Below are 14,507 nucleotides of genomic sequence, written 5' to 3' on the forward strand. Positions count from 1 at the left end.
AGTGTCCATCCTGCCATCCGTCACGGACGGTCCGCGCACGGTACCGGATTTGACGATCTTGCGATCATCGCCATGTTGGAGGCGACGGGGGGTCAGGTCAACCGTCCTGCCGCCAGGCGGCGGAGAGGTCCGTGGGCGGGCCCGTCGACCGGCTCCGGGCACTCCCCTAGGGGATGTCCCCCAACCCTGCTCGGATGGCCTGCCAGTCCCCCCGAAAACCCCCGTGGACACCGTTAGAGTGGCCCAGACACGGGCCCGGCAGGCTCACCGCACCAGCGGGAGAGCGCCCCGCGCGGGCGGCACGGCGAGGAGTGCGACAGGTGCGGCCAGTCGGCAGCAAGTATCTGCTGGATGAGACCCTCGGGCGGGGTGCGACCGGCACCGTCTGGCGCGGCGTGGTGCGTGAGGACGTCCAGGTGCCGGGCTTCGAGCCCGGCCAGCGGGTGGCGATCAAGGTGCTGCGCGAAGAGCTGGCCGCCGACCCCGACGTGGTGATGCGCTTCCTGCGCGAGCGCTCGCTGCTGCTGCGGCTGACCCACCCCAACATCGTCCGGGTCCGCGACCTGGTCGTCGAGGGCGAGCTGCTGGCCCTGGTGATGGACCTGGTGGACGGCCCCGACCTGGCCCGCTACCTGCGCGCCAACGGCCCGTTCAGCCCGATCGCGGGCGCCCTGCTGATGGCCCAGGTCGCGGACGCGCTGGCGGCCAGCCACGCGGACGGGATCGTCCACCGCGACCTCAAGCCGGCCAACGTGATGCTCGCCTCCGCCGTGGTGGACGGCACCGAGCGGATGCACCCGCTGCTGACCGACTTCGGCATCGCCCGGCTCGCCGACTCCCCGGGCGTCACCCGCACCCACGAGTTCGTCGGCACCCCCGCCTACGTCGCGCCGGAGTCCGCCGAGGGCCGTCCGCAGACCTCCGCGGTGGACGTGTACGGCGCCGGGATCATGCTGTACGAGCTGGTCACCGGCCGCCAGCCGTTCGAGGGCGACAGCGCGATCGCCCTCCTCCACGCGCACCTGGCCCAGGAGCCGCAGCGGCCCAGCACCATGCCCGAGCCGCTCTGGACGGTGATCGAGCGCTGCCTGCGCAAGGACCCGGCGCAGCGGCCCGGCGCCACCTCGCTGGCCCACGCCCTGCGGGTGGTCGCGGCCGGCGTCGGGGTGCACGCCTCCCCGGCGGCGGTGGACGAGGCGCTGGCGGTCGGCGCCCTGCTGCTGCCGGACCCGCAGCCGACCGCCGTCCCCGCCAACCTGCCGCCGTCGCCCGCCGCGGCCCCGGGCACCGAGGACCGCACCCAGCTGCTGCCGCCGACCCCGGGCGGGGCGCAGTACGACCCGGCCGCGGCGACCCGGGTGATGGGCACCCAGCAGCCGCCCGCGTCCCCGCCGGGCGCCGCCGACCGCACCCGGGTGATGCCGCCCACCGCCGTGCCGCCGCCGCCCGCCGGGCCGCCCACGCCGCCCGCGCCGAAGGAGGAGGCGCCGCACCCGTGGCAGACCCAGCTGCGCGCGGCGCGGGACCGCAACCAGCAGACCCAGGTCGGCTACTTCGGCCCGGAGGACTACCCGGAGCCGCAGGTCGCCCCGCCCCCCTTCCAGGCCGGACCGGGCGGCCAGGGCGGTCGGCCCGCACCGCAGCAGCCGCCCGGCTACCGCCAGCCCACACCCCCGCCCGGCTACGCCCAGCGCCCGCCGGTGGCCCCGCCGCCCTACCAGTCCGGCCAGGGCCGCACCCAGGGCGGTCAGGGCGGCCAGCGCGGCGCCCGGCCGCAGCCGCCCGGCGGCTACCGGCAGGCCCCCGCCGGATACGGCCAGGCGCAGGGCGGCTACCCGCCGCCGCCCGCGCCCACCCCGGTGCCGCGCCGTGCCGAGCCACCCGCGCCGCAGTACCGGGAGGCCCCGCCGCAGCGCCGCGAGGAGCCGCCGGCCCCGGCCCGCCGCGAGCCCGCGCCGGCCCGCGAGCCGCGCCCGCGCAGCCGCAACCGGATGTACATCCCGGGCCTCGGCTGCCTCAAGGGCTGCCTGATGGTGCTGCTGGTGCTGGGCCTGGCCGGGGTGGCGCTGTGGAACTTCACCTCGCTGCCGCAGTACTGGGACAACGTCGTGGGCTGGTTCGACACGGCCCGGGGCTGGGTGAACAGAGTCCTCGGATAGCGGCGTCCGCCCGGGTGGTCCCGGCCCGTCCCGGGCTCCGGCCGTCCGGGGCGGCCGCATTGGCGCTATGTCGACAATCCAGCGGATTTCTCGGCCCGTACTCCCGCTCCGGGCCCCTCGGGCGGCCCCCGCGGGGTCTCCGGGCGCGTAGGTTGGTCGCTGTTGTCCCGCCCCACCGAGCGCGCCGGACCCCCCGGAGCGCTCCCGCGCCGCCCACGGAGCAGCATTGGCACGCAAGATCGGCAGCCGGTACACCGTCCACCAGGTGATCGGCCGGGGTTCGGCCGGGACGGTCTGGCTCGGTGAGGGGCCCGACGGCCCGGTGGCGGTCAAGCTGCTGCGCGAGGACCTCGCCGCCGACCAGGTGCTGGTCGGCCGCTTCGTCCAGGAGCGCACCGCGCTGACCAGCCTCGACCACCCCCGGGTGGTCGGCGTGCGCGACATGGTGGTGGACGGCAGCGACCTCGCCCTGGTGATGGAACTGGTCCAGGGCACCGACCTGCGCTCCCGGCTGGAGCGGGACGGCGCGCTGCCGCCGCAGACCGCCGCCTCGGTCATCGCCGACGTCGCCGACGGCCTGGCCGCCGCCCACGCGGCCGGGATCGTGCACCGCGACGTCAAGCCGGAGAACGTCCTGCTCGACCTCGCCGCCGCCCCCGGCCCCGGCGGTGCCCCGCGCGCCAAGCTCACCGACTTCGGCGTGGCCCGCCTGGTCGACGCCCCCCGCCGCACCCGGGCCACCCGGATCATCGGCACCCCCGACTACCTGGCCCCCGAGATCATCGAGGGCCTGGAGCCGCGCGCCGCCGTCGACATCTACGCCCTCGCCACCGTGCTGTACGAGCTGCTGGCCGGCTCCACCCCGTTCGGCGGCGGCCACACCGGCGCGGTGCTGCGCCGGCACGTCACCGAGCAGGTGCCGCCGATCCCCGGCCTGCCGGACGGGCTGTGGCGGATCATCTCCGAGTGCCTGGCCAAGGCCCCGGCCTCCCGGCTGCGCGCCGCCGAACTGGCGGTGCGGCTGCGCGAGCAGCTGCCCTCGCTGGCCGGCCTGCCGGTGCTGGCCGTGCCCGGCCAGGGCCGCGCCCCGGCGGAGGAGCAGCTGACCCCCGGCGAGGCCGTCTACGCCGAGGTCGACGCCGGGCCCGGCATCCACAAGCGCCGCCGCGGACCGGCCGTCCCCCTGGTGCCCGGCGCCGCCCCGGACTCCACCCGGGACACCCACACCAGCCTGCGCCGCCCGTCCGCCGACGAGCTGGCCGCGTACGCGGTGGAGTCCCGGGCCCAGCGGGTCGCCCCGGGCCACCGCAGGGACCGCCAGGCGCTGCTGCGCCGCCGTCGGCTGCTGGCCGTGCTGATCGCCACCGTCCTGCTGCTGGCGGGCGCCGCCGCGGCCTGGACGGCCTTCGCGGCCACCGCCCCGGACGACGGCCACCCGGCCCGTCCGGCCGTGCACAGCAGCGCCCCGCGGGCCCCGTAGAGCCGGGGGAATCCGGGGGTGTCGTCATGACCACTCCCGGAACCATTACCCTGGGGGGCGTGGCAGCCGTCGATCCTTCCGAAGAGCTCAAGAACCTCGATACGACCATGGGGTCGATCGAGGCCGTCCTCGACCTGGACAAGATCCGGGCCGACATCGCGGTCCTGGAGGAGGAGGCAGCCGCCCCCACCCTGTGGGACGACGTCGCGAACGCGCAGAAGGTGACCAGCCGGCTCTCCTTCCTCCAGGGCGAACTGCGCCGGGTCGAGAACCTGCGCAGCCGCATCGACGACCTGGGCGTGCTCTTCGAGCTCGCCGAGGACGAGGGTGACGCCGACGCCCGTGCCGAGGCCGAGGCCGAGCTCGTCGCCCTCCAGAAGGCGGTCGAGGAGCTGGAGGTCCGCACCCTCCTGTCCGGCGAGTACGACGCCCGCGAGGCGCTGATCAACATCCGTGCCGAGGCCGGTGGCGTGGACGCCGCCGACTTCGCCGAGCAGCTGATGCGCATGTACCTGCGCTGGGCCGAGCGGCACGGGTACCCCACCGAGGTGTACGACACCTCGTACGCCGAAGAGGCCGGCATCAAGTCCGCGACCTTCACCGTGAAGGCGCCGTACGCCTACGGCACCCTCTCCGTCGAGCAGGGCACCCACCGCCTGGTCCGCATCTCGCCGTTCGACAACCAGGGCCGCCGGCAGACCTCCTTCGCCGGCGTCGAGGTCCTCCCGGTCGTCGAGCAGTCCGACCACGTCGACATCGACGAGGGTGACCTGCGGGTGGACGTGTACCGCGCCTCCGGCCCCGGCGGCCAGGGCGTCAACACCACCGACTCGGCGGTGCGCATCACCCACATCCCGACCGGCATCGTGGTCTCCTGCCAGAACGAGCGCTCGCAGATCCAGAACAAGGCGTCCGCGATGAACGTCCTCCAGGCCAAGCTGCTGGAGCGGCGCCGCCAGGAGGAGAAGGCGGCGATGGACGCGCTCAAGGACAGCGGCAGCTCCTGGGGCAACCAGATGCGCTCCTACGTGCTGCACCCGTACCAGATGGTCAAGGACGTCCGCACCGCGTACGAGGCCGGCAACCCGCAGGCCGTGCTGGACGGTGACATCGACGGCTTCATCGAGGCCGGGATCCGCTGGCGCAAGCAGCGCGAGACGTCGACCGAGGCGTGAGGATCGCGGCCTCGATGAAAATCAAGCACGGCATCGAGGCCGGGATCCGTCGGCGCAAGCAGCGCGGGACCAGCGCCGCGTAAGACCGTGTGAAAGGCCCCCGACCGCTGCGGTCGGGGGCCTTCGTCGTACCGTCTCGTGGTTGTCAGGCGAACGCCTGCCGGCAGAGCAGCGCCACCGCGAGCAGCCCGGCCAGCAGGGCCAGCAACATCGCGGGGGAGAGCGTGGCGAACGGCCCCTGCTGCTCCTGAAGTCGGGCCCGATTGGCCCGGCATACCGGGCAACGTCCGTCGCTGACGCGGCCGTTGCAGTTGGCGCACACCAGATGGTCGCAGGTCATGCGATCTCCTCCTTGCCTACAGCCAACGCACTGGACGGGGTTTTGGTTCCATGCACTGCCCTGTACGGGGGAGCGGCCGGGCCCGACCGCCACCTCCACTGTGCCAGGTTCCGGCGGTTCCGGCTCCCGGGCTGTGAGATGGCTCCCAATATTCGGGGCATAAATGGACATTTCCCCCAGGTTCGGTCCGCTGCCACGGGCGGCCCCTGCGGGCCGCTCGCCGATTCGCGTATGGTCCCAGTCCGGGAGCGGCCCTCCGCGCTCCTTTCGCCCGCCCATGGACCGGGCCTCCGGGGCGGATCGACCGAGGACTGGCGCCGCCTAGGATGGCCTCCGTGATGCAGCCGTGATCAGATTCGACAACGTCTCCAAGACCTATCCCAAGCAGAACCGTCCCGCCCTGGACAACGTCTCGCTGGAGATCGAGAAGGGTGAGTTCGTCTTCCTGGTCGGCTCGTCCGGCTCGGGGAAGTCCACCTTCCTGCGCCTGTGCCTGCGCGAGGAGCGCCCCACCACGGGTGCGGTGCACGTGCTGGGCAAGGACCTCGGCAAGCTGTCCAACTGGAAGGTGCCGCACATGCGCCGCCAGCTGGGCACCGTCTTCCAGGACTTCCGCCTGCTGCCGAACAAGACGGTCGCGCAGAACGTCGCCTTCGCCCTGGAGGTGATCGGCAAGCCCAAGAGCGCCATCAACAAGGTGGTGCCCGAGGTGCTGGAGCTGGTCGGCCTCGGCGGCAAGGAGGACCGGATGCCGGGTGAGCTGTCCGGTGGTGAGCAGCAGCGCGTGGCGATCGCCCGCGCCTTCGTGAACCGCCCGATGCTGCTCATCGCGGACGAGCCGACCGGCAACCTCGACCCGCAGAACTCGGTCGGCATCATGAAGCTGCTCGACCGGATCAACCGCACCGGTACCACGGTGCTGATGGCCACCCACGACCAGGCCATCGTCGACCAGATGCGCAAGCGCGTCATCGAGCTCGACAAGGGGCTGCTCGTCCGCGACCAGGCCCGCGGTGTCTACGGGTACCAGCACTGACCGACCAGCGCTGACCCGTGGGGCCGCCGGCCCGGACCGCCAGACCCGAGCAGTACCGACCCTGGAGTTGTTTCCCCGATGCGTGCCCAGTTCGTCCTGTCGGAGATCGGTGTGGGTCTCCGACGCAACCTGACCATGACCATCGCGGTCGTGGTCAGCGTCGCGCTCTCCCTCGCCCTCGCCGGTTCCTCGCTCCTGGTCCGTGACCAGGTGAACTCCATGAAGGGGTACTGGTACGACAAGGTCGAGGTGAGCATCTACTTCTGCACCAAGGCGGACGCCCGCAACTCGCCCCAGTGCGACAAGGGCGCGGCCACCGACCAGCAGGTCCAGGACATCAAGGACCAGCTGGACAAGATGACCTCCGTGGTCCAGTCGTCGACGTACGAGAGCTCCGCCGAGGCGTACAAGCACTGGAAGGAGATGAACCCGGACAACCCGCTCATCTCCGTCCTGGGCCCGGACGCCATGCCGCAGTCCTGGCGGGTCAAGCTCAACGACCCGACCAAGTACGACGTGATCCAGAGCGCCTTCGCCGGCAAGCCCGGCGTCAAGTCGGTCGAGGACCAGCGGAAGATCCTGGAGAACCTGTTCGGCCTGCTCAACGGCCTCCAGACGGCGGCCTTCGTGATCATGGTGCTGATGCTCTTCGTGGCCCTGCTGCTGATCGTCAACACCGTCCGGGTGTCGGCGTACAGCCGACGGCGCGAAACCGGCATCATGCGCCTGGTCGGCGCATCGAACTTCTACGTCCAGATGCCGTTCATCGCCGAGGCGGCCTTCTCGGCGCTGCTCGGCGCGGCGATGGCCTCCGGGCTGCTGATCGGCGGGCACTTCTTCGTCCAGAACTGGCTGGCCGACCGGGTGCAGTTCATCCACTTCATCGGGCTCGGCTCGGTGCTCGCGGTGATACCGCTGCTGATCGTGGTGGGTATGGGCATGGCCGGAATCGCGGCGTTCTTCACGCTGCGCAAGTACCTCAAGGTCTGATTCCGACGCCCTGGCGGCCCCGGACGGCACTGCGCCGTCCGGGGCCGTCGGCGTTCCGCGGCCCATCGTCGCGGTTCGTCGTGCACGACGCGGTGTCTACACTCCGGTGACATGCCGCAAACTCCGCGCAGGACACGTCAGGTGGCCGCCCTCAGCCTGGTGTTCGGCGCCGTGCTGCTGGCCGGTGCGGCCACCGGCGCCTGGGGCGACCCGAACGACCCGCTGCCGCCGCCGCCCGCCGGCACCGCCCCGGCGGCCGGGGGGCTCCCGACGGACCCGGCCGGTGCCGCGCTGTCCGAGCAGCAGGCCGAGCACCTGCTCGCGGCCGGCGGCGACCGCTGGGGCGCGTACTACAGCGCCCAGGAGTACGCGGAGTTCAGCCAGGGCCTGGACGGCCGGTACCCGGGCGTCGGCCTCTCGGTCGGCCGCGGCCAGGACGGCGTCACCGAGGTCTCCCAGGTCGCGCCGGACGGCCCGGCCGCCGCGGCCGGGATCGCCCCCGGCGACCGGCTGCTGCGGGTCGGCCAGGACCAGGCCGACCACCTGCCGGTCACCGAGGTGGTCGCCCGGCTGCGCGGCCAGGGCGAGGACCGCCGGGCCGGCTCCGAGGTCACCCTGACCGTCCGTCGCGGCGAGGGCGAGGAGCGCGAACTGCGGCTGCGGCGCGTGCTGCTGGACAGCCGGCAGGTCACCGCGGAGCAGCTGGCCAAGGGCGTGCTGCGGGTGACCGTACGCGCCTTCACCAGCGGCGTGGCCGACCAGGTGCGCGCCGCGCTGCGCGCCCCGCACTCCGGCGTGGTGCTCGATCTGCGCGGCAACTCCGGGGGGTTGGTCGACGAGGCGGCCGGCACCGCCGGGATCTTCCTGGACGGCGGCCCCGTCGGCTCGTACCTGGAGCGCGGCGAGACCAGGGAGTTGACCGCCCCGCCCGGCGGCGACCAGCGCACCCCACTGGTGGTGCTGGTGGACGGCGGCACGATGAGCGCCGCCGAACTGCTCGCCGGCGCCCTCCAGGACCGCAGCCGCGCCGTGGTGGTGGGCTCGCGCACCTTCGGCAAGGGCACCGTCCAGCAGCCCAGCCGGCTCGCCGACGGCGCCGTGCTGGAGCTGACCGTCGGCCGCTACTACACCCCGGCCGGCCGCTCCCCGGACGGCACCGGCCTCACCCCCGACGTCCCGGCCGGGTCCGGCGAGGAGGCCGACCAGCTCGCCCAGCGGGTCCTCGCGGGGCTCGGCACCCGGGCCTAAAGCAGCTGACCGATCCGGCACCGAAGTGCGAGAATGACCGCGCTATGGCAAAGGAAACCGGACAGAAGCTGATCGCGCAGAACAAGAAGGCGCGACACGAGTACACCATCCTCGACACCTACGAGTGCGGTCTCGTACTCACCGGCACCGAGGTCAAGTCGCTGCGCGAGGGGAGGGCGAACCTGGTCGACGGCTACGCCTACATCCAGGACCACGAGGCGTGGATCGACAACATCTTCATCCCCGAGTACACCCAGGGGACGTGGACCAACCACGCGGCCCGGCGCAAGCGCAAGCTGCTGCTGCACCGGATGGAGATCCACAAGATCGAGAGCAAGGTCCGCGACGCGGGCCACACCCTGGTCCCGCTCTCGCTGTACTTCAAGGACGGCCGGGTGAAGCTCGAACTGGCGCTCGCGGTCGGCAAGAAGCTGTACGACAAGCGCCAGACGCTGCGCGAGAAGCAGGACACCCGCGAGACGGCCCGCGCGGTGGCGGCCGCCCGACGCCGCCAGCGTTAATCCGCTGGACCCTCGGCCGTCGGCTCGCGTACGATGGCTCAAGCACCACGGACGATCACCGTCCGAGCTGTTTCTCAACAAAACATGGGGATGATCGGTTTCGACAGGGGATGTTGAAACAGGGGAAGCGAGCCGAGGAACGCGGCAATGATCTCGTTAACCACGTGTCGCAAAAAAATAATCGCCAACTCTAAGCGCGATTCCCAGCAGTTCGCTCTCGCTGCCTAATAAGCACCGATAGCGCTTGGGTGTCAGCCCGGGAAGTTCCCGACCCGGATCCTGGCATAATCTAGGGAACTCAACCGTCCACCCGGGCTGCGAGGGTGGATGGGAAATCAAACAGCAGCTGGGCCTGTTGGCAGCTTGTCCGTGTGACTGCCAGGGCCGAGAAAAGCACAGCGGACTGCGCTCGGAGAAGCCCTGAATTAACTCCACTGGACCCGGGTTCGATTCCCGGCATCTCCACCACCCCATGTTCACACCGAAGGCCGTCCACCGCTCGCGCGGAGGGCGGCCTTCGGATTTTTATACGTTCCGGAGCAGCGCGGCCCGGGGCTCGCGGCGTAGGATCATCCGTCCGCTCGTTTTCCGGAGCCGGATTCCGTCGCAACCACCGAGGCCATGCAGAGCAACACGGACACCACCCCCGCCGCCGATCACGAGACCGTCCGGACCCGCGAGATCGCCGGTGAGCAGCAGCACCTCGACACCGTCTACCACCGGTTGGAGGAGAAGCTCGCCGAGGCCGAGTACATCCTGGAGGACGCCGCCAAGCGGGTCCAGGTCGGCACTCCCGGCGCGCTCGCCGAGCGCGACGCCCAGGTCTACCGGGCCGGCGCCCACCTCCAGCGGTTGAACAACGAGTTCGAGGACTTCCTGTTCGGTCGGATCGACCTCCAGCGGGCGGACGCCCCGGAGGAGCACGGCATCCCGTCGAACACCCCGCTCGACCCGGCCGACCCGGCCGTCGCCGAGACCCTCCACATCGGCCGGCTGGGCGTGCTGGACGCCGAGTACGGGCCACTGGTGATCGACTGGCGCGCGCCCGCCGCCGCCCCGTTCTACCGCGCCACCCCGGTCGAGCCGGGCCGGGTGATCCGCCGCCGGGTGATCCGGTCCAAGGGTCGCAAGGTGGTCGGCGTCGAGGACGACCTGCTGCGCCCCGACCTCACCCCGACCCTGCACGGCGAGGAGCTGGCCGTGGTCGGCGACGGCGCGCTGATGGCCTCGCTGGGCCGCGCCCGCAGCCACTCGATGCGCGACATCGTCTCCTCCATCCAGAAGGAGCAGGACGAGGTGATCCGGGCCGGCGCCGCGGGTGCCACCCTGGTCACCGGCGGCCCCGGCACCGGCAAGACCGCCGTCGCCCTGCACCGCGCCGCCTACCTGCTCTACCAGGACCGCCGCCGCTACGCCGGGGGCATCCTGGTGGTCTCGCCGACCCCGCTGCTGGTCTCCTACACCGAGGGCGTGCTGCCCGCGCTCGGCGAGGAGGGCCAGGTCGCCATCCGGGCCGTCGGTTCGCTGGTGGACGGCATCGAGGCGGGCACCTACGACACCCCCGAGACGGCCCGCGTCAAGGGCTCGGCCCGGATGGTGCAGCTGCTGCGCCGGGCCGCCCGCGCGGCGCTGGAGCTGGGCGCGCCGCAGGAGCTGAAGGTCGTCGCCCGCGGCGAGGTGCTGAAGCTGGACGCCTCCCGGCTGAAGGCCGTGCGCGGCAACGTGGTGGGCTCCGGCGGCACCCCGCTGAACCTGCTGCGCCCGCGCGCCCGCCGGCTGCTGCTGGACGCGCTGTGGCAGCAGGCGATCCGGGACCTGCCGAAGCCCACCGACCACTACGGCCGCGAGCAGCGCCAGGAGGAGAAGGAGTCCTTCGACGAGTACGTCTCGGACGAGGCGTCGTTCCTGGACTTCCTGGACGCCTGGTGGCCGACCGTGACCCCGCGCCGGGTGCTCGGCACGCTCCGCCAGCACAAGCACACCAACCGGATCGCCCGCCGCGCCGTCACCCCGGACGAGGCCCGCCTCCTGGCCGCCTCCTGGCGCCACCTGTCCGCCGACGGCGCGGGCGCGCTGTCCGCGCACGACGTCGCGCTGGTGGACGAGCTCCAGGTGCTGCTCGGCGAGCCGGCCCGGCCGAAGGTCCGCGAGGTGGACGCGATGGACCTGCTGACCGGCCTGGACGAGGTCACCACCTTCGCCGACCGCAACAGCCGCCAGCGTGAGCGCCGGCCGGTCGAGCGGGTCGAGTACGCCCACATCATCGTGGACGAGGCGCAGGACCTCACCCCGATGCAGTGGCGGATGATCGGCCGCCGGGCCCGGATGGCCACCTGGACGATCGTCGGCGACCCGGCGCAGTCCTCCTGGCCGTTCCCGCAGGAGGCCCAGGCCGCGCTGGACGAGGTGCTCTCCGGCAAGCAGCGCCGCCGCTTCACGCTGACCGTGAACTACCGCAACCCGGCCGAGATCGCCGAGGTCGCGGCGAAGGTGCTGGAGCTGGCCGCGCCGGGCACCCCGTCGCCGAGCGCGGTGCGCCACGTGGGCGTGGAGCCGCGCTTCGCGGCCGTCACCGACCCCTCGCCGGAGGCCTTCGGCAAGGCCGCCCGGGCCGAGCTGGAGCGGCTGCTGACCGAGGTGGACGGCACCGTGGCGATCGTGGTGCCGATGGACCGCCGGGAGGAGGCCGCGGGCTGGGCCGAGGGCCTGGGCGAGCGCGTGGTGGCGCTGGGCAGCCTGGAGGCCAAGGGCCTGGAGTACGACGCGACCGTGGTGGCCGACCCGACCGGCATCGCCGGCGAGTCGGAGGCCGGCCTGCGGGTGCTGTACGTGGCGCTGACCCGCGCGACCCAGCGGCTGACCGTGCTCTCCGGCCCGGACGACCTGCCGGACGCGGCCGGCGTGCCCGCGCTGCTGCACGGCTGACGGCCCCTACGGCCTACGGAAGAAGGCCCCTCACCGGATGGTGAGGGGCCTTCAGACGTTTAGTACACCGACCCGCCATGCTCGCCTCGCGGCAAGTGGTCCCTCGAAGGGACGAAGGTTGGGCCCGGGGGCTTGGATCGAGCCGGTGCCTGTCCAATGTAACGCATCGGCCGGGAGAGGCAAGGAGTGAGCGTCGGTCGGCCGGCCGCGGTCGGTCCGGTTGTCGGGTCCGCACACTCAATGAACGTTATTTCTGGGTGACCCTGGGAAGGTGCGACGATCGAGGTCCAGCATGCGCAGGCGATGCCTTCAACAAAATGTTGAGCCTGCGGGACAGACGGAAGAAGGAAGCGTCGATGGCGACGGTGCCCAGTGTCTCGAACTCGATCACGGTGCGGCTGGAGGTCCCGGCCCGGGGCAACGCCGTCAGCGCGATCACCACGGCCGTGGAGTCCTCCGGCGGGTCGGTGACCGGCCTCGACGTCACCGCCTCCGGCCTGGAGGCCCTGCGGATCGACGTCACGGTGGCGGCCTCCTCGGTCGCCCATGGCGAGGAGATCGTCGAGAAGCTGCGCGCGATCGATGGCGTGTCGATCGGCAAGGTCTCGGACCGCACCTTCCTGATGCACCTCGGCGGCAAGATCGAGATGTCGTCCAAGCTGCCGATCCGCAACCGTGACGACCTCAGCATGATCTACACCCCGGGTGTCGCCCGGGTCTGCATGGCGATCGCGGAGAACCCCGAGGACGCCCGCCGGCTGACCATCAAGCGCAACAGCGTCGCCGTGGTCACCGACGGCTCGGCGGTGCTGGGCCTGGGCAACATCGGCCCGGAGGCCGCGCTGCCGGTCATGGAGGGCAAGGCGGCCCTGTTCAAGCGCTTCGCCGGCATCGACGCCTGGCCGATCTGCCTGGACACCCAGGACACCGACGAGATCGTCGCCATCGTCAAGGCGATCGCCCCGGGCTTCGCCGGGATCAACCTGGAGGACATCTCCGCGCCGCGCTGCTTCGAGATCGAGGCCCGGCTGCGCGAGGCCCTGGACATCCCGGTCTTCCACGACGACCAGCACGGCACCGCGATCGTGGTGCTGGCCGCCCTCACCAACGCGCTGAAGGTGGTCGGCAAGGAGATCGGCGACATCCGCGTGGTGATGTCGGGCGCCGGCGCCGCCGGCACCGCGATCCTCAAGCTGCTGATGGCGGCCGGCGTCGAGCACGCCACCGTGGCGGACGTCCACGGCGTGGTCCACCAGGGCCGCGAGGACCTCAACGACAGCCTGCGCTGGATCGCCGAGCACACCAACCGCTCGGGCCGTACCGGCAGCCTCAAGGAGGCCGTGGCGGGCGCCGACGTCTTCATCGGCGTCTCGGCCCCGAACGTCCTGGACGGCGACGACCTGGCCACCATGGCCGAGGACTCGATCGTCTTCGCGCTGGCCAACCCGGACCCGGAGGTCGACCCGGCGATCGCCCGGCAGACCGCCGCCGTGGTCGCCACCGGCCGCAGCGACTTCCCGAACCAGATCAACAACGTGCTGGTCTTCCCGGGCGTCTTCCGCGGCCTGCTGGACGCCCAGAGCCGCACCGTCAACACCGAGATGATGATCGCCGCCGCCCGGGCGCTGGCCACCACCGTGGCCGACGACGAGCTGAACGCGAACTACATCATCCCCAGCGTGTTCCACAAGGACGTCGCCAAGACCGTCGCCTCCGCGGTGCGCGAGGCGGCCCTGGCCGGCGCCCAGGAGGCCCCCGCGCCGGCCCGTCCGACCCCTGGCATCGTCGGCACCCTCGACACCTCCGCCTTCCCCACCGTCAAGCTCTGACGGCCGGATCGGGCGACGTGTCGTAGTTCGCTCAAATGTGCGAATAGCGGTCATACCCGCCCAGCTCGCCCCGAACCCTTGCGACACAAGGGCGAGGGGCGTGTTTGGGCTTGTCAGTCCTAGGGCGTACCGTAGCCCTGCACGGGGCAGGCGTGTCCGACAAGTACGGAACGTCCCCCTGGTCTTCCGGCGTGTCGTCCCGACCGCCGCCCGCGCCCGGTCCGCCGGAGCCGACGGAGCGTCACACCTCCAACGGGCGGGCGATGTTCGGGTTGCTCGTCCGGGGCCCGATTGGCTTTCTCGGGGCCGGTCGGGGCAGGATTCGTATCCAGGCGGGCGGGCGGGCCTTCGACGGCTCCGGCGCGCGGCATCGGGTACGGACCCGGCCTGCGACCACGCATTGCCTGCATGAGCACAGTGTGCGGACCTGCGGCCCATCCGGGTGCCCCCCGGTGGGAGCACCGATGGGCCCCCGCACACCGCAAGCGAACAGACCACAGGAGTACACATGAACCGCAGTGAGCTGGTGGCCGCGCTGTCCGAGCGCGCCGAGGTGACCCGCAAGGACGCCGACGCCGTTCTGGCCGCCTTCGCCGAGATCGTCGGCGAGGTCGTCGCCAAGGGCGACGAGAAGGTCACCATCCCCGGTTTCCTGACCTTCGAGCGCACCCACCGCGCTGCCCGCACCGCGCGCAACCCGCAGACCGGCGAGCCGATCCAGATCGCCGCGGGCTACAGCGCCAAGGTGAGCGCCGGCTCGAAGCTGAAGGAAGCCGCCAAGGGCGCTGCCTGAGCCACCCCTTG

General features: G+C 72.2%; 11 protein-coding genes and 1 other RNA gene. 11 read left to right on the forward strand and 1 reads right to left on the reverse strand.

Translation table 11 applies throughout. The features are described from left to right. Nucleotides 1-320: 320 nt before the first annotated feature. The 3 genes from QWJ13_RS31760 to prfB all read left to right on the forward strand — a co-directional run bounded on the left by QWJ13_RS31760 (nt 321) and on the right by prfB (nt 4,814). Entirely contained in the window at nt 321-2,159 is a 1,839-nt protein-coding gene (locus QWJ13_RS31760) for a serine/threonine-protein kinase (protein ID WP_316528922.1), read from the forward strand. A 226-nt stretch (nt 2,160-2,385) separates the two neighbouring features. Continuing rightward, nucleotides 2,386-3,639: a serine/threonine-protein kinase gene (locus tag QWJ13_RS31765; RefSeq protein WP_316528923.1), complete on the forward strand. Its 1,254-nt coding sequence runs from the start codon at nt 2,386-2,388 to the stop codon at nt 3,637-3,639. 59 nt (nt 3,640-3,698) lie between these two features. Next, on the forward strand, nt 3,699-4,814 hold the full coding sequence (prfB, locus tag QWJ13_RS31770; protein WP_316528924.1) for a peptide chain release factor 2: 1,116 nt from the start codon (nt 3,699-3,701) through the stop codon (nt 4,812-4,814). A 145-nt stretch (nt 4,815-4,959) separates the two neighbouring features. Here the strand turns inward: prfB and QWJ13_RS31775 are convergent, their stop codons facing one another. Continuing rightward, nucleotides 4,960-5,154 (reverse strand): hypothetical protein, encoded by a 195-nt coding sequence (locus QWJ13_RS31775; RefSeq protein WP_316528925.1) that lies wholly within the window; start codon nt 5,152-5,154, stop codon nt 4,960-4,962. Between the two features lie 346 nt (nt 5,155-5,500). On the opposite strand from QWJ13_RS31775, the gene ftsE reads away from it, so the two are divergent. From ftsE to QWJ13_RS31815, 8 genes are all read left to right on the forward strand, one after another. Then, entirely contained in the window at nt 5,501-6,190 is a 690-nt protein-coding gene (gene ftsE, locus QWJ13_RS31780) for a cell division ATP-binding protein FtsE (protein ID WP_049653434.1), read from the forward strand. 78 nt (nt 6,191-6,268) lie between these two features. Then, on the forward strand, nt 6,269-7,180 hold the full coding sequence (gene ftsX / locus QWJ13_RS31785) for a permease-like cell division protein FtsX (RefSeq protein WP_316528926.1): 912 nt from the start codon (nt 6,269-6,271) through the stop codon (nt 7,178-7,180). A gap of 111 nt (nt 7,181-7,291) precedes the next feature. Next, a complete protein-coding gene (locus QWJ13_RS31790) occupies nt 7,292-8,428 on the forward strand; it encodes a S41 family peptidase (protein WP_316528927.1) in 1,137 nt (378 codons plus the stop codon). A 44-nt stretch (nt 8,429-8,472) separates the two neighbouring features. After that, on the forward strand, nt 8,473-8,949 hold the full coding sequence (gene smpB / locus QWJ13_RS31795) for an SsrA-binding protein SmpB (protein WP_316528928.1): 477 nt from the start codon (nt 8,473-8,475) through the stop codon (nt 8,947-8,949). 86 nt (nt 8,950-9,035) lie between these two features. Then, nucleotides 9,036-9,417, forward strand: a transfer-messenger RNA (tmRNA) gene (gene ssrA / locus QWJ13_RS31800). A gap of 153 nt (nt 9,418-9,570) precedes the next feature. Then, the gene (locus QWJ13_RS31805; RefSeq protein ID WP_316528929.1) at nt 9,571-11,874 is read left to right on the forward strand and encodes a HelD family protein; all 2,304 of its coding nucleotides are present in this window, start codon (nt 9,571-9,573) and stop codon (nt 11,872-11,874) included. Between the two features lie 356 nt (nt 11,875-12,230). After that, on the forward strand, nt 12,231-13,703 hold the full coding sequence (locus tag QWJ13_RS31810; protein ID WP_316528930.1) for an NAD-dependent malic enzyme: 1,473 nt from the start codon (nt 12,231-12,233) through the stop codon (nt 13,701-13,703). A gap of 508 nt (nt 13,704-14,211) precedes the next feature. Continuing rightward, the gene (locus QWJ13_RS31815; protein WP_030242980.1) at nt 14,212-14,496 is read left to right on the forward strand and encodes an HU family DNA-binding protein; all 285 of its coding nucleotides are present in this window, start codon (nt 14,212-14,214) and stop codon (nt 14,494-14,496) included. The last annotated feature ends 11 nt before the right edge of the window (nt 14,497-14,507 follow it).

It is taken from the genome of Kitasatospora brasiliensis (assembly GCF_032654805.1).
In the GTDB taxonomy this organism is placed as follows: Bacteria; Actinomycetota; Actinomycetes; order Streptomycetales; family Streptomycetaceae; genus Kitasatospora; species Kitasatospora brasiliensis.